Annotated in this window: 14 protein-coding genes; 7 read left to right on the plus strand and 7 right to left on the minus strand. The window is 72.1% G+C overall.

Annotated elements, in window-relative coordinates; genetic code table 11:
- Positions 1–10: 10 nt before the first annotated feature.
- The 6 genes from E6R60_RS04560 to E6R60_RS04585 form a co-directional block, all read right to left on the minus strand.
- The gene (locus E6R60_RS04560; RefSeq protein WP_136325099.1) at positions 11–1,528 is read right to left on the minus strand and encodes an alpha-N-arabinofuranosidase; all 1,518 of its coding nucleotides are present in this window, start codon (positions 1,526–1,528) and stop codon (positions 11–13) included.
- Positions 1,529–1,566: 38 nt separating this feature from the next.
- Positions 1,567–2,436, minus strand: coding sequence for a carbohydrate ABC transporter permease (locus E6R60_RS04565; protein WP_136325100.1), 870 nt, complete (start codon positions 2,434–2,436; stop codon positions 1,567–1,569).
- The gene (locus tag E6R60_RS04570) at positions 2,433–3,374 is read right to left on the minus strand and encodes a sugar ABC transporter permease (RefSeq protein WP_136325101.1); all 942 of its coding nucleotides are present in this window, start codon (positions 3,372–3,374) and stop codon (positions 2,433–2,435) included. Before E6R60_RS04570 ends, E6R60_RS04565 begins: the two co-directional genes overlap by 4 nt.
- The gene (locus tag E6R60_RS04575) at positions 3,371–4,729 is read right to left on the minus strand and encodes an extracellular solute-binding protein (protein WP_136325102.1); all 1,359 of its coding nucleotides are present in this window, start codon (positions 4,727–4,729) and stop codon (positions 3,371–3,373) included. Before E6R60_RS04575 ends, E6R60_RS04570 begins: the two co-directional genes overlap by 4 nt.
- Before the next feature lie 266 nt (positions 4,730–4,995).
- A complete protein-coding gene (locus E6R60_RS04580; RefSeq protein WP_136325103.1) occupies positions 4,996–5,424 on the minus strand; it encodes an organic hydroperoxide resistance protein in 429 nt (142 codons plus the stop codon).
- Positions 5,425–5,513: 89 nt separating this feature from the next.
- On the minus strand, positions 5,514–6,533 hold the full coding sequence (locus tag E6R60_RS04585) for an NADP-dependent oxidoreductase (RefSeq protein WP_136325104.1): 1,020 nt from the start codon (positions 6,531–6,533) through the stop codon (positions 5,514–5,516).
- A 127-nt stretch (positions 6,534–6,660) separates the two neighbouring features.
- Between E6R60_RS04585 and E6R60_RS04590 the strand changes: the two genes are divergently transcribed.
- The 4 genes from E6R60_RS04590 (at position 6,661) to E6R60_RS04605 (ending at position 10,567) form a co-directional block, all read left to right on the plus strand.
- On the plus strand, positions 6,661–7,113 hold the full coding sequence (locus E6R60_RS04590; protein WP_136325105.1) for a MarR family transcriptional regulator: 453 nt from the start codon (positions 6,661–6,663) through the stop codon (positions 7,111–7,113).
- A complete protein-coding gene (locus E6R60_RS04595; RefSeq protein ID WP_136325106.1) occupies positions 7,110–7,718 on the plus strand; it encodes a hypothetical protein in 609 nt (202 codons plus the stop codon). Before E6R60_RS04590 ends, E6R60_RS04595 begins: the two co-directional genes overlap by 4 nt.
- A 206-nt stretch (positions 7,719–7,924) precedes the next feature.
- Positions 7,925–8,962 (plus strand): rod shape-determining protein, encoded by a 1,038-nt coding sequence (locus tag E6R60_RS04600; RefSeq protein ID WP_136325107.1) that lies wholly within the window; start codon positions 7,925–7,927, stop codon positions 8,960–8,962.
- Positions 8,963–8,980: 18 nt separating this feature from the next.
- A complete protein-coding gene (locus tag E6R60_RS04605) occupies positions 8,981–10,567 on the plus strand; it encodes a GAF domain-containing protein (RefSeq protein ID WP_136325108.1) in 1,587 nt (528 codons plus the stop codon).
- Positions 10,568–10,728: 161 nt separating this feature from the next.
- Here the strand turns inward: E6R60_RS04605 and E6R60_RS04610 are convergent, their stop codons facing one another.
- Positions 10,729–11,160, minus strand: coding sequence for an Lrp/AsnC family transcriptional regulator (locus E6R60_RS04610; RefSeq protein WP_136325109.1), 432 nt, complete (start codon positions 11,158–11,160; stop codon positions 10,729–10,731).
- 131 nt (positions 11,161–11,291) lie between these two features.
- On the opposite strand from E6R60_RS04610, the gene E6R60_RS04615 reads away from it, so the two are divergent.
- Genes E6R60_RS04615 through E6R60_RS04625 form a run of 3 tightly spaced genes read left to right on the plus strand, consistent with a single transcriptional unit; the run spans position 11,292 to position 15,364 of the window.
- Positions 11,292–12,506: an MFS transporter gene (locus E6R60_RS04615; RefSeq protein WP_206309313.1), complete on the plus strand. Its 1,215-nt coding sequence runs from the start codon at positions 11,292–11,294 to the stop codon at positions 12,504–12,506.
- A 52-nt stretch (positions 12,507–12,558) separates the two neighbouring features.
- Positions 12,559–14,022: an acyl-CoA synthetase gene (locus E6R60_RS04620; protein WP_206309314.1), complete on the plus strand. Its 1,464-nt coding sequence runs from the start codon at positions 12,559–12,561 to the stop codon at positions 14,020–14,022.
- Positions 14,015–15,364, plus strand: a complete 1,350-nt coding sequence (locus tag E6R60_RS04625; RefSeq protein WP_136325110.1) for a carboxyl transferase domain-containing protein — start codon at positions 14,015–14,017, stop codon at positions 15,362–15,364. Before E6R60_RS04620 ends, E6R60_RS04625 begins: the two co-directional genes overlap by 8 nt.
- Positions 15,365–15,380 lie beyond the last annotated feature (16 nt).

Here is a 15,380-nt window from a genome sequence, read left to right on the forward strand (position 1 = left end):
TCGCCGCAGATCAGACCAGGCGGATCATGTTCCAGGACATCGGCTCCAGCGTGGCCCGCAGCACTCCCCCGTCGAGCACCGTGCCCCGCGCCGGGTGCGGGGCGACCCGCTCGGGCTCGGTGAGGGTGTTGCGGGCGTCCGGGTCCGCGTCGGCGAGGACCTGGTGTTCGGCGACCTCCGTCAGGCCGAGGCCGCGCAGGGCGACTTCGAGCGGGAGGGCCGTGTCCTGGCCGCGGTTGACCGCGAAGACGGTGACGGCGCCGGTCTCCGGGTCGCGGACGGCGGTGGCGTGGAGCAGGTCCGTCTCGCCGTACTTGGCCGTTCCGTACGTGGGCGAGTCCACGCGCACGTCCAGGACCTGGCCGCGGCCGTGCTGTGCGGCCTGGGCGAACGGGAAGAACGTGGTCTGCCGCCAGGCCGGTCCGCCGGGCTCGGTCATGATCGGGGCGATGACGTTGACCAGCTGGGCCAGGCAGGCCACGGTCACCCGGTCGGCGTGGCGCAGCAGGGCGATGAGCAGGGTGCCGAAGACGACGGCGTCGGTGACGGAGTAGTTGTCCTCCAGCAGACGGGGCGCCTCGGGCCAGTCGAGGGGGTTCTCCTCGGCCTCCTGCTGGCTGCGGGAGAGGTACCAGACGTTCCACTCGTCGAAGGAGAGGTTGATCTTCTTCGTGGACTTCAGCCGCGCCCCGACGTGGTCGCAGGTGGCGACGACGTCCTCGATGAAGGACTCCATGTCCACGGCGGAGGCCAGGAACGAGTCCCGGTCGCCTTCGAGTTCCTCGTAGTAGGCGTGCAGCGAGACGTAGTCGACGAGGTCGTAGGTCTCGGCGAGGACCGTCGCCTCCCAGGCGGCGAAGGTGGGCATGGACCGGCCTGAGGAGCCGCAGGCGACGAGTTCGACGGACGGGTCGATCTGCCGCATCGCGCGGGCCGTCTCGGCGGCGATCCGGCCGTACTCCTCGGCGGTCTTGTGGCCGGTCTGCCAGGGGCCGTCCATCTCGTTGCCCAGGCACCACAGCTTGATGCCGAAGGGGTCCTTGTCTCCGTGCGCGATGCGGCGCTCGGAGAGTTCGGTGCCGGCCGGGTGGTTGGCGTACTCCTGGAGTTCGATGGCCTCCTGGACGCCCCGGGTGCCGAGGTTGACGGCCATCATCGGCTCGGCCTGCGGGCCTATCTTCTTGCAGAAGGCGATGAACTCGGAGAGGCCGAAGCGGTTCGTCTCGGTGGAGCGCCAGGCGAGGTCGAGGCGGCGCGGCCGCTCGTCGGCGGGGCCGACGCTGTCCTCCCAGCGGTAGCCGGAGACGAAGTTGCCGCCGGGGTAGCGGATGGCGGTGACGCCGAGCTCACGGATCAGTTCCAGGACGTCCGTACGGAGTCCCGCCTCGTCGGCGCTGGGGTGGCCGGGCTCGTAGATGCCGTCGTAGACGCAGCGGCCGAGGTGTTCCACGAACGAGCCGAAGAGGCGGGGGTCGACATCGCCGACCGTGAACGCGGGGTCGAGGGTGAAGCGGGCGGTGCGGGTCATGACTTCCTTCTGGGGGTCGGGACGGAGGTCGCGGCGGGTCACTGTCCGGCCAGCCCCGTGTGGGCGACGCCGCTGACGATCTGGCGCTGGAAGAAGACGAACACGATGATCAGCGGCAGCCCGGCCATCAGTCCACCGGCCATGAGCTGGGCCCACTGGATGCCGTAGGAGTTCATGACGGTCGCGATGCCGTTCGGCATGGTCATCAGGTCGGGGTTGTTGGTCACCATGTACGGCCACAGGAAGTTGTTCCAGGACGCGATGAAGGTGAAGATGCCGACGGCGGACAGGGAGGGGCGGGACAGCGGCACGATGATGGTGAAGAAGACCCGCCAGCGCCCGGCCCCGTCGATGTACGCGGCCTCCTCCAGCTCCCTCGGGATGCCCTGGAAGAACTTGTAGAGGATGTAGACCATCGCGGCGGGCGCGCACTGCGGAAGGATCATGCCCCAGTAGGTGTCGACCATGCCCATCGCCTGGACCGTGGTGAACAGCGGGACGCCGAGTACGGCGGGCGAGACCATCAGGCCCGCCATCACCACGCCCATCAGGAACGCCTTGCCCCGGAACTCGGTGCGGGCGAAGCCGTATCCGGCGAGTGCGCCGACCAGCAGCACCACCGCGGTCACGCACACCGAGACGACGAGCGAGTTCACGAACCAGTTGGTGATGTTGCCGGTCTCGAAGAGCGCCTGCCACGCCTGGCCCGTCCAGTCCTCCGGCAGCCAGTGCGTCGGCACCTCGACGGCCTCGGTCTCCGACTTGAGGGACGTGAACAGCGCCCAGGCGAGCGGTGCCAGGAAGACGGCCGCGACGGCGGCGCCGATGAGGGTGAGCACGATCTGGCTCGGTGTCCAGGGCGTGCGGGTAGGGGACTTGACGGCTGTCTGTGCGGCGTCGGTGGTCATCGGCCGCCCTCCTCACGGTTGCGCAGCAGCCACATCCGCGCGAGGGCGACGGCCGCGATGATCACGAAGAAGATGATGGAGATGGCCGAGGCGTAGCCCACGCGGTAGCTGGTGAAGCCCTGTTCGAGCGTGTACTGCACGAAGGTGCGGGTCGAGCCCTCGGGACCCGGGCCGAAGTCCTGCATCACGACGGCCTGGTCGAAGACCTGGAGCGAGGCGAGGATCTGCAGCGCGATCACGAGACCCGTGATGTTGCGCAGCATGGGCAGCGTGATGTGGATCATGCGGTGCCAGGCGTTCGCCCCGTCCAGCTCGGCGGCCTCGTAGAGATGTGCGGGGATGCCCTGGAGTGCGGCGAGGTAGAGCAGGAAGCTGAAGCCGACCGTCCACCACAGGGTGGTGATGACGATGGCGAGCATCGCGTACGACGTGTCGGTCAGCCACGGCGTCTCCAGGCCGAAGACGTGATTGACCATGCCCGTGCCGGGGTTGAACAGCCACTGCCACAGGTTGCCCGCGACGGTCGACGGCAGCAGGAACGGGATGAAGAAGCACAGACGCCACAGCCACTGTCCGCGCTCGATGTGGTGGGCGAGCATGGCGAGGAGGAAGGCGAGAACGGTGATGCACGGCACGACGAGCAGCGTGAAGTAGGCGCTGTGTCCGAGCGCGTCCCACATCAACTGGTCGTGCAGGGCTTCGCGGTAGTTGTCGAGGCCGATGAAGCCCGCGCCGTCGCCGGAGATGTTGGCGTCCGTGAAGCTGAGGTAGATGCCCCGCAGGAGCGGCCAGATCACGAAGAGCGCGAACAGGGTGAGGAACGGGGCGACGAACCAGCCGCCGTGCTGGAAGCCCTGCTTGCGGCGGACCGTGGCGCTGTCGGCGGCGGCCCTCGCGTGGGCGGGCGCGAGGAGGGTCTGGGGGCTGGTCGTCGTCATACGGCCGCACCTCCCTGCGCTGCGGTCCTGCCGTCCATGGGGTTCTTCATGGCGAGGAGTTCGGTGAGCGTGCTCTTCATACGGCGGGCGGCTGCCTCCGGCTTGACGGAGCCCAGCATGGAGGACGCGGCGATCGGCCCCACGCGCTGGGCGAGGATGCCGGTGGAACCCGCGAACCACACCTTCGGCTCGGTGGCCTGGTGGTCCATCGCCCCGGCGTACTCGTTCTGCGGTTCGAGTTGCTTGTACGCGGCCGTCGACAGCGTCGGGGTGTAGGCGGGGATGTGTCCGCCGGCGGCCCACTGCTGTGCGTGCCTGACGACGTAGGCGGCGAGCCGGTGGGCGGCGTCGTTGGCGTCGCCGCCACGGGCGGACTGGTGCGGCAGGACGAAGGAGTGCGATTCGGCGTGGGTGGCCTGCTTGCCGAAGACGGGGGGCAGCGGCGTCGCGCCGTACTCGATCTTCGCCCCGGAGAACACCGGCACCGACCAGTTGCCCTCCCAGCAGAACGGGGAGCCGTTGATGAACTGTTCGGCCCCGGCGCCTCCCGCGTAGCCCGGGTCGGAGTACCCGTCGGTGATGTGCCGGCGCATGAACTCCAGGACCTGGGTGGCCTTGTCGGTGTCGAAGGTGACGTCGGAGTGGGCGGCGTCGAACCAGGTGCCGCCGAGCTGGGTGTAGAAGGCGACGAAGAACCACCACTGGAAGTTCTGGTCGTTGGCCCACAGGCCGATGGTCTGCAACCCCTTCTTCGTGGCCCTCTTGGCCTTCTTGAGCACGTCGAACCACTCGTCGGTGGACGTGACCGGCACGATCCGCCCGTCGTCGCCGAGCAGGCCGGCCTTCTTCAGGACGTCCTTGCGGTAGAAGCAGAGCTGGACGTGGATGTCGAGCGGGAGCGCGTAGAGCTTGCCGTCGATGACGGCGCGCTTCCAGAGCGCGGGGCTGAAGTCGGCCTCCTTCACGCCGTACTCGGCGAGCAGGCCGACGTCCCAGGGGTCCAGGAGGCGGCCGGGCGAGAACCCGGTGACGCGGCCCAGGTGCATGACGCCGAGATCCGGTGCGCGGTTGCCCGCCGCCGCCATGGCGAGCTTGGTGTAGAAGGGGCTGCCCCACTGGAGGGTCGAATCCTTCACGTCGATGCCGGGGTTGTCCCGGCGGAAGGCGTCCAGCATCGCGATCATGTTGTAGCCGTCGCCGCCGCTGAAGAGGTTCCAGTAACGGACCCGGGTGGCGGCACTCGACGCGAGGGCGTCCGCGCCGCTTCCCAGCGCCGCGAAGCCGAAGCTGCCGGCGACGGCCGCACCGCCCAGCCCGGTGATCAGTTGCCTGCGATTCAGGCCAGGTCGTCCCATGCCCGCCCTCACTGTTCGACATATCGAATACTGCCCGCAAGTTCGAACGGACCGTAAAATCGAAGCGCTTCCGCGTCAATGGGTCGCGCAAGAATTCCGAACAATGTCCGGGATATCGAACTCATCGGACGAGGGTGCCGGAGGCGCATGCCGGACACGTCGCACGGAACGTCCGAGGGCCGCACCCGCGCGGGGCGCCGTGGGTGACAGCGTCCGATGTGCGGGTGCGGCCCTCGGCCGCGTACGGGGTTCGGAGGTGCGGGCGGTCAGACGACCGAGAGCGCCACCTTGATGTTGCCGCGCGTGGCGTTCGAGTACGGGCACACCTGGTGCGCCTTCTCGATGAGCGCCTGCGCGGTCGCCGGGTCGACGTTCGGGATGGTCGCGCTGATCGCGACCTCCAGACCGAAGCCACCCGCCTCGGTCTTGCCGATGGAGACCGCGGCGGTGACCGTGGAGCCGGAGATGTCGGCCTTCTCCTGGCGGGCCACGACGCCCAGCGCGCCCTGGAAGCACGCGCTGTATCCGGCCGCGAAGAGCTGCTCCGGGTTGGTGCCCGCGCCGCTCCCGCCCATTTCCTTCGGCGGGTTGACGACCACGTCGAGCTTGCCGTCGTCCGAGGAGACCCGGCCGTCACGGCCGTTTTCCGCGGTGGCCACGGCGGTGTACGCGACGGCTATGTCCTGCATGCTCATACTGAGGATTCCTCCTGCTGATGCGCCGCGACTCGCGCCCACGATCGCGACGGCCTGGGACGAGCCTAACGGGTGCCCGGAGCGGCGGTTCAGCCGAGGGAGACGATCATCTTCCCGGTGTTCTCGCCGCGGAGCAGGCCGAGGAACGCCTCGAAGCCGTTCTCGATGCCCTCGACGACCGTCTCGCGGTACTTCAGCTCGCCCGAGGACAGCCAGCTGGCCACCTCCTGGACGAACTGCCCCTGGAGATCGGCGTGGTCGCCGACGAGCATGCCCTGCAGGCGCAGCCGCTTGCCGATGACGAGCGCGAGGTTGCGCGGGGCGGGGGTGGGCTCGGTCGCGTTGTACTGGGCGATCATGCCGCAGATGGTCGCGCGGCCGTGCACGTTGAACGAGGAGATCGCCGCTTCGAGGTGCTCGCCGCCGACGTTGTCGAAGTAGACGTCGATCCCGTCCGGAGCCGCCTCGCGCAGCTGCTGGGCCACGGGGCCGTTCTTGTAGTTGAAGGCGGCGTCGAAGCCGTACTCCTCGACGAGCAGCTTGACCTTCTCGTCGGAGCCGGCGGAGCCGATGACGCGCGAGGCGCCCTTGAGCTTCGCCATCTGGCCCACCTGGCTGCCGACCGCACCGGCGGCGCCGGAGACGAAGACGGCGTCGCCCTCCTTGAAGGAGGCCACGTCGAACAGGCCCGCGTAGGCGGTGAGCCCCGTCATGCCCAGCACGCCGAGGTAGGCGGACAGCGGGGCGAGGGAGGCGTCGACCTTCACCGCGTGCTTGGCGGGGACGTCGGCGTACTCGCGCCAGCCGAGACCGTGCAGGACGTGGTCTCCGACCGCGAAGCCCTCGGCGTTGGACGCGACGACCTCGCCGACCGCGCCCCCCTCCATCGGGTGGTCGAGCTTGAACGGCGGGGTGTACGACTTCACGTCGTTCATGCGGCCCCGCATGTACGGGTCGACCGAGAAGTGCAGGTTGCGGACGAGGACCCGGCCCTCGGCCGGGGCGCTGACCGGTGCCTCACGCAGTGCGAAGTCCTCGGCCTTCGGCCAGCCGTGCGGGCGGGCTACGAGGTGCCATTCACGGCTGGACGTGGGAAGAGCTGCAGACATGGGCTCGGTGTCTCCTCGATGTCTAGGAAGTGCGGGAAGTCCCGCCGGGGCGAGAATGCTTCATGATGTGAAACAACCATGCTCCTGGATATTTCATGTTGTCAAGTAACCGGGTATCCTGGGTGTCATGGCCACCACTCGTACGGACCCGCTGACCCTCGAAGTCGTCGAGCTGATCGGCGCGGTCGTGGCGCGCTACTACGAGGAGTACGAGCAGGCCGCGGCCGCCCACAGCCTCACCGGCGCCCAGGCCAGGGTCCTCGGACTCCTGTCCCTCGATCCGCTGCCGATGCGCCGGATCGCCCACAAGCTGAAGTGCGAGCCGTCCAACGTGACGGGCATAGTCGACCGGCTGGAGGCGCGCGGCCTGGTGGAGCGGCGGCCCGACCCGGCCGACCGGCGCGTGAAGCTGGCCGCACCCACCCAGAAGGGCGCCCGCACGGCCCGGGAGCTCCGGGACTCCCTCGACTTCGCCCGCGAGCCCCTGGCCGGCCTCTCGGACACGGACCGCGCGGTGCTGCGGGACCTCCTGCGCCGGATGCTGGGCGTGGAGCCGTCGGTGGAACCCCTGACCCCATGACCGCTCCCGCCTCCTTCGGCCCCCGCGAGTTCCAGCTCGTCCTGCTGCGCCGGATGGCCGACCACCAGCCCGGGCTCGTCGAGGACGCCCGGCACGAGCTGGGCGCGACCCCCGCCGAGATGCGGGAGGCCAACCGCCGCTGGCAGGCCGGGGATCCCTCCCGTGCCCGTAGGGCCGGGGCGACACGGGCGCCCGGTGGGCGCGGGTCACTGCGCCGCTACCGTTCGGTGCTCGGCGAACCCGAGGTGTCCCTGCGCCGGACGGTCGGCGATCTGGAGTGCGACGCGCTGCTGTGGCCGGTGCCGCTCTGGCCGGACCTGCGGTTCGAGGTGATGGTGGCGCCGGGCGGGGCCGTGTGGAACGAGTGGCTGGTCCGGGCCCCGGGCGCGGCCGCCCCCGTGCTGGGCCCCGCCGCGGAACTGCGCCCCTGGTCGTGCACCGTGCACGAGGTCGCCCGGGCCTTCGCGCCGGCCCGTCCGATGGAGGGCAGTGCGCCGACCCGCTGGGCGCTCGCGATCACCGACGCGGCCACCGGCACCCCGTACGTCGCCGAGTTCACCTGGGGCCTGTTCCAGCGGCTGCTCCCCCGCCCGGCGGGGAGCTGACTTCCGGTCGTCGCGGCGGGACGCCGCCCGGCGCGCGACGAGGTGTCCGCGGAGCCCGCACGTGGTCGGGCGACGGTGCCGACACGCCGTCAGCTCCGTAGCTCCCCCGGCGTATCCCAACGCGCACGACGCCCCCGAACGGCGCACGATGCGAAGAGAGCCGGCTGCCCGTCGGTCCCCCCTCAGAGCTCTCGGGAGAACCTGCCGTGACCGTCAGCCTTGAGCAGTTGCGCCGTTGCCATGTCGCCGTCGACCTCGGGGCCGCCCGGACCCGGGTGTACGTCAAGGGACCCGGCCTCGTCGTCGACGAGCCGAGCGTCGCCGCCGTGAACACCCGTACGGGCTCGCTCATCGCCGTCGGCGCCCTCGCCGAACAGATGACGGGCCGCACCCCCGACTACATCCGGGTGGCCCGCCCGGTCTCCGGCGGAACCGTCGTCGACATCGAGATGGCCCAGCGCATGCTGCGCCATCTGCTCGGCGAGAAGCTCCGCCGCCAGCTGCGCCGCAAGCCCTGGCTGCGCGCCGCCGCCTGCACCCCGCACGACAGCGATCCGCTCGCCCGGCGCGCCACCGTGGAGACCCTGGTCGGCCTCGGGGCCCGGCGGGTCGAGCTCGTCGACACCCTGATCGCGGCGGCCGTCGGCTGCGGGCTGCCGGTCGAGCAGCCGACCGCCACCATGATCATGGTGTGCGGGGCCGCGACCACCCAGATCGCGGTGCTCTCGCTCGGCTCGATCGTGACCGCCGTGCGGATCCCGGTCGGCGGTGACGCCATCGACCACGCGGTGATCCAGCACCTGCGCCAGCACCACGAACTGGTGCTGCCCAGCCAGTCCGTGCGCCCGCTCCAGCTGGCGCTCAGCGGCAACGGACTGACCCCGCACGGGCCCTCCGTGACCGAGATCCACGGGCGGGACGTCGCGACCGGCATGGCCCGCTCCGTGCAGGTCGACACCGCGGCCGTGCGGGAGGCGATCCACTCTCCGCTCACCGCGGTCCTCGACGGCCTGGGCAGGATCCTGCGGGACTGCCCGCCGGATCTCGTCGCCGACCTCGCCGACTGCGGGATCATGATGGTCGGCGGCAGCGCGCTGCTGCCCGGGCTCGACCACATGCTGCGCGAGGCGACGGGCATGCCGGTGCACATCGCCGAGCGGCCCGACGTCTGCTCGGTCCTCGGGCTCGGCGCCATGCTGGACGGCAGGATCAGCCCCATGGTCCTCGATCCGCTGGCCGGCTGAGTCCCGCGGGCACGGCGGATGACCGACGAACCGGGCGAGGAGACGCCCAGCCGCGGACTCCCCCGGTCGCCGCGGCTGCCGAAGCTGCTGGAGGCGGTGCTGCGCGTCGGCACCGACCTCGAACTGCGGTCCACCCTCCAGCAGATCATCGACACCGCCACAGCGCTCACCGATGCCCGCTACGGCGCGCTCGGGGTCCTGGACCCGGGCAGCGGCACCATCAGCGAGCTGTTCGTCACCGGGATGAGCGAGAGCGAACGGGCGGCCATCGGCCACTTGCCCGACGGTCACACCGGCCTGCTCGGCGCCCTCGTGGAACAAGGGGAGCCGCTGCGCTCCGACGACCTCACCACCGATCCCCGCTCCTGCGGTGTGCCGCCCGGCCACCCCGCGATGCGCTCGTTCCTCGGCGCCCCGGTCCGCGTCCACCGCAAGGTGTTCGGGAACATCTACCTCGCCGAGAAGAAGCACACCGGCCACTTCAGCGACACCGACACGACGCTGCTCCGGGTCCTCGCCGCACAGGCCGGCATCGCGATCGGCAACGCCCGGCTCTACGAGAGCGCCCGGCAGCGGGAACGCTGGATCGAGGGCGCGGCGGCGGTGACCAACACCCTGCTGACCGGCGAGAACGCCTCGGACGCGCTCATGACCGTGGCCGAACGGGCCAGGCTGCTCAGCGACGCGGCGGCCGGGGTGATCCTCCAGCCCGACGAGGAGGGCGGCATGGAGATCGTCGTCGCGTCGACGCTGGAGGACCCGGCCGGTCTCGTGGGCACGGCGATCGCGCCCGGCTCCCCCGTCCTCGTCCAGCTGCTGGGCGGCGAGGCGGTCTTCATCGACGACTCGGCGACCGATCCGCGGATGACCACGCCGGTACGCTCCCGTTTCGGCCCCAGCATGATGCTGCCGCTCCAGAGCGGCGGGCGGCTCATCGGCACCCTGGCCCTGCCCCGGGGGCGCGGGGCCCGTCCGTACACCGACGTGGACCGGCTGCTCGCCTCCCAGTTCGCCTCGCAGGCTGCGCTCGCCCTGGTCCTGGCGGACTCGCAGCACGACCGGGAGCAGCTCGCGGTGTACGAGGACCGGGACCGGATCGCCCGCGATCTGCACGATCTGGTCGTCCAGCGGCTGTTCGCCACCGAGATGATGCTGGAGTCGACGCGCCGCCGGGCCGGGGCGCAGGAGACGGACGAGCTGCTCGGCCGGGCCGTCGACGAGCTGGACTCCACGATCCAGGAGGTGCGGACGACCATTTTCGCCCTTCAGCAGCCGCCCGCCGACGCGCCCTCCACCTTCCGCGGCCGGGTGCTGCGGGAGACCAGCGGAGCGGCCGCGGTGCTCGGGTTCCAGCCCTCGGTGCATTTCGCCGGTGCGGTCGACGCGCTGGTACGGGACCCGGTGGACAAGCAGCTGCTGGCCGCGCTGCGCGGTGCGCTGGCGGCCGCGCACCGGCGGGAGGGGGTCTCGGCGATCGAGGTGGAGGTGGACGCGACGGCTCCGCTGCCCGACGGCCGCGCCTCGGTACGGCTGGCGGTGGCCGACGACGGACGCGAACCGGACGGCTCGCGGGCCCCGACGGTCATCTGGCAGGCCCCGCTGTGAGGGGTGGGGGCCGCACTCGCCCGCCAGGCACCCCTGTCAGGGTCAGGGCCGCGGTCGCCCGGTAGCGCCGCTGTGAGGGTCAAGGCCGCGGTCGCCCGGTAGCGCCGCTCCTAGAGCCGGGACCGCCGCGGGCCGCCCGGGCCGGTGACGGAGGGCCGCCGTCACCTGGCAGGCGCCGCTCTGAGGGCGATCCTGGTGCTGGAGTGGGCGACGCCCGCCTCCCGCTTGAGCCTGCGCAGCAGCCCGTCCAGGGCCGCGGTGTCGGCCGCGGTGGCCCGTACGAGGTAGTCGTGCCCGCCCGTCACATGCACCACCTCGGTGATGCCGGGCAGGGTGAGCACCGCTCGCTCGAACACCTCGTGGGTGGTGTCCGACCGCAGGGTCACGTCGATGAAGACGACGAGCCCGGTCCGGGTGTCGGCGGCGGGGTCGATGATCACGGTGAAGCCGCGGATGACGCCGTCCCGGCGGAGCCGGCGCACCCGGTCGGCGGCCGCATTGGCGCTGAGTCCGACCCGTGCGCCCAGGTCGCGGTACGAGATCCGCGCGTCCTCCTGGAGGACGCCGAGGATTTCCCTGTCCAGACGGTCCATACCGCGATTGTCCCAGCTTCGGGCCGATCGCGACTGCGGAGTCGGCGGGCGCCCCCGGGGGCGGGGCCCCGGGGGCCTCGTTCGGAGTACCCCGACGGGCTCGGGACCCGCTTCCGCCCTTGACTGGCGGTGTGGACACAGCAGTGAAGCAGTCACCCGCCCGGGCCGGCGAGAAGGAGCCCTCCGGCGCCTACCGCAACCTCGTGATGGCCACCCTCGGTTTCGCGCTCACCTTCTGGGCCTGGAACCTGATCGCGCCCATGTCAGCCGACTACAAGGACCGGCTCGGCCTGAGTTCGTTCCAGCAGTCGCTGCTGGTCGCCGTGCCCGTCCTCGTCGGCTCGCTGGGCCGCATCCCGGTGGGAGCGCTCACCGACAAGTACGGCGCCCGCCTGATGTTCCCGCTGACCTCGGCACTCACCGTCGTGCCGGTACTGCTGCTGATCCCGGCGAAGGACTCCTACGGCGCCATGCTGGCCGTGGGCTTTCTCCTGGGACTGGGCGGAACGACGTTCGCGATCGGCGTGCCCCTGGTCAACTCGTGGTTCCGGCCGGCCGATCGCGGGCTGGCGCTCGGGGTGTTCGGCATGGGCATGGGGGGCGTCGCCCTGTCCGGCTACTTCACGCCGAGGATCGCCAAGCACGGCGACAACCTGCCGTTCCTCGTGGTCGCCGGGGCACTCGTGGTGTACGCGGCGCTCGCGGCGGTGCTGCTCAACGATCGCCCGGGCCGCCAGGTGCCGACCGATTCGCTGGCCCAGCGGCTGCGGACGGCCGGCCGGCTCCGGGTCACGTGGGAGCTGTCCGCGCTGTACGCGATCGGATTCGGCGGCATCGTCGCGTTCGGCGTCTACCTGCCGACGTACCTGAAGACCTGGTACGAGCTGTCGCCGACCGACGCCGGCACGAAGGCCGCCGGGTTCGCCCTGGTCACGGTCGTCTTCCGGCCGATCGGCGGCTGGCTCTCGGACCGGGTGCACCCGGCGCTCGTCACCTCCGCCGCCCTCGGCCTCGCCGCGCTGACGGCGATCGTCCAGGCCTTCGACCCGGAACTGATGCCGGGCGGCACGATCGCCCTGCTCTGCATGGCGGCCGGACTCGGCACCGCGAGCGGCAGCGTCTTCGCCCTGGTCTCGCAGGTGACGCCGCAGGCGAAGGTAGGCAGTGTCACCGGCATCGTCGGCGCGATGGGCGGGCTGGGCGGCTTCGTTCCCCCGCTGGTGATGGGGGCGATCTACAGCGCGAAGGGTTCCTACTCGATCGGCTTCATGCTGCTGTCCGACCTGGCGCTCGCGGGCTGCGTGTACGCGTACGGGCGGATGCGGAACATCCAGCGGGACGCCTGAGGCTCCCCCGATCGCCGTTCGTCCCCGGCCGGCCGGCACTAGGGTTCGCAGGGTGATGCCACTTCTGCCCGCACTCCAGGACGCGACCGCCCCGGCGGCCGCCCGCGAAGCCGTCCGGTTCGACGAAGTCTCCCTCTCGTACGCCCAGTTGGCCGCCGCAGCGGATGCGACGGCGGCCCGGATCGCCGGCGCGGGCCGCGTCGCGGTGTGGGCCACGCCCACCGCGCAGACCGTGGTCGCGGTGGTGGCCGCGCTGCGGGCCGGCGTGCCCGCCGTCCCGCTGAACCCGAAGACGGGCGAACGCGAACTGGCGCACATCGTCGCCGACAGCGCACCGACCGCGGTGCTCGCCTCGGCCTCCGACGTGCTGCCGCCCGCCCTGGCAGCCCTGGAACGGCTCGACGTGACCACGGACGGGACCGCGGCGCCCGCAGGCGCGGGATTCCCCGAGCCCTCCCCCGAGTCCCCCGCCCTCGTCGTCTACACCTCCGGCACCACCGGCCCGCCCAAGGGCGCCGTCCTGCCGCGCCGGGCGATCGCCGCCTCGCTGGACGCCCTGGAGGACGCCTGGCAGTGGACCGGGGACGACGTCCTCGTGCACGCCCTGCCGCTGTTCCACGTGCACGGTCTGATCCTCGGCGTCCTCGGCCCGCTGCGCCGGGGTGGCTCGGTGCGCCATCTCGGCCGGTTCTCCGCCGAGGGCGTGGCCCGGGAGCTGGGCTCGGGCGGCACGATGCTCTTCGGCGTGCCGACGATGTACCACCGGCTGGCGGAGGCGCTGGCGGACCCGTCCGCCTCGGACGGCCTCGTGAAGGCCCTGGCCGGCGCCCGGCTGCTGGTCTCCGGTTCGGCCGCGCTGCCGGTCCACGACCACGAGCGGATCGCGGCCGCGACCGGCCGCCGGGTCATCGAGCGGTACGGCATGACGGAGACCCTGATGAACACCGGCGTACGGGCCGACGGCGAACCGCGCCCCGGCACGGTCGGCGCACCCCTGCGCGGCGTGGAACTCCGGCTGGTGGAGGAGGACGGCACCCCGCTCGCCGACCCCGCGTCCATCGGCGAGATCCAGGTGCGCGGCCCCAACCTGTTCACGGGGTACCTGAACCGCCCCGACGCGACGGCCGCCGCGCTCACCGCCGACGGCTGGTTCCGTACCGGTGACATGGCGACGCTCGACCCCGACGGGTACGTACGGATCGTCGGCCGCAAGGCCACCGACCTGATCAAGAGCGGCGGTTACAAGATCGGCGCCGGCGAGATCGAGAACGCGCTCCTGGACCACCCCGGCGTCCGCGAGGCCGCCGTCACCGGTGAGCCGGACCCGGACCTGGGCGAGCGGGTCGTCGCCTGGGTGGTGCCGGCCGATCCCGCCTCCCCGCCCCCCGCCGCCGCACTGGCGGACCACGTCGCCGCCCAGCTCTCCCCGCACAAGCGGCCGCGCACCGTGCACTTCCTGGACGCGCTGCCCCGCAACGACCTGGGCAAGATCATGAAACGGTCCCTCCATGGCTGACCGCCTGACGGCCAGGGAAGCGATCGCCGCCCTCACCGCCGACTTCACCGAGTCCGCCGCACCCGCCGGGGACACCACGGCCGACGGACCGCTCGACTGGTCCGGCTACGCCGACGCCCGCGCCCGGGCCACCGCCCGCACCGGCGAGCAGGAGTCCGTCGTCCACGGCACCGCCGTGATCGGCGGTCTGCCCTGCGTCCTGATCTCCTTCGAGTTCGGTTTCCTCGGCGGCTCACTCGGACAGCGCACGGGCGACCGGCTGGAGGCTGCGTACGAGGAGGCCACGGCCCGGCGGCTCCCCCTCGTCTCGCTCGTCGCGACGGGCGGCAGCCGGATGCAGGAGGGCATGATCGCGCTCACCCAGCTGCACCGGGTGGCCCGTGCGTCGGCCCGGTTGCGCGCGGCCGGTCCGGCGCAGCTCGCGGTCCTGCGCGATCCGACGACCGGCGGCGGCTGGGCCACCCTGGGGGCGGGCGCCGATGTGATTCTGGCACTGCCGGGGGCGCAGGTCGGGTTCGCCGGTTCCCGGGTACGGCCTGCGGACGCGGACCCTCTCGCGTACACCGCCGAGGGCCAGCTCGCGGCCGGCCAGATCGACGCGGTCGTCCCGTGCGGCGAGCTGCCGGCCGCGGTGGGCCACTGGCTCCGGGTGCTCGCCCCCCGCGACACCCCGGCCGCCCCCGCCCCGGTCCCGGGCGCGCTCTCGCCGGCCGGGCTCCCCCGGACCGGCTGGGACGCGGTGCGTGCGGCCCGGTCCGCGTCCAGGCCGCACGCCGAGGCGTATCTGGACGCCTACTTCACCCTGCGGCTCCCCCTGAGCGGGGACCGCTGCGGCGGCACGGACCCGGGACTGCTGTGCGGCTTCGGGCTGCGCGAGGGCCGGCCGGTGGCGTACGTGGCGCAGTGCGGCACCGCGACCCGGCCGGCCGGGTACCGCACCGCGGCGCGGGTGATCAGGCTGGCCGACCGGCTCGGGATCCCGGTCCTCACCCTGGTCGACACCCCGGGCGCGGCCAACGACGCGGAGGCGGAACGGGCGGGCGCGGGCGCGGCCATCGCCGACGCCTTCGCGGCGATCGCGGCGGCCCGCGTGCCCGTCACGACCCTGGTGATCGGCGAGGGCGGCTCGGGCGGGGCGCTGGCCCTGGCGGCGCCGGGCAACACCCACGTCACGACGGACAGCTACTTCTCCGTCATCGCCCCGGAGCTCGCCGCGGCGATCCTCAAGCGCTCCCCGGACCAGGTGCGGGCCACGGCCGGCCAGCTGCGGCTGCGACCGCAGGACCTGGTGGACCTCGGCGTCGCCCGCTCCGTCGTCCGGGCGGACCCGGCGGAGCACTGAGCCGTGTCCGGCGCGC

The organism is Streptomyces sp. A0642 (assembly GCF_004795105.1).
In the GTDB taxonomy this organism is placed as follows: Bacteria; Actinomycetota; Actinomycetes; order Streptomycetales; family Streptomycetaceae; genus Streptomyces.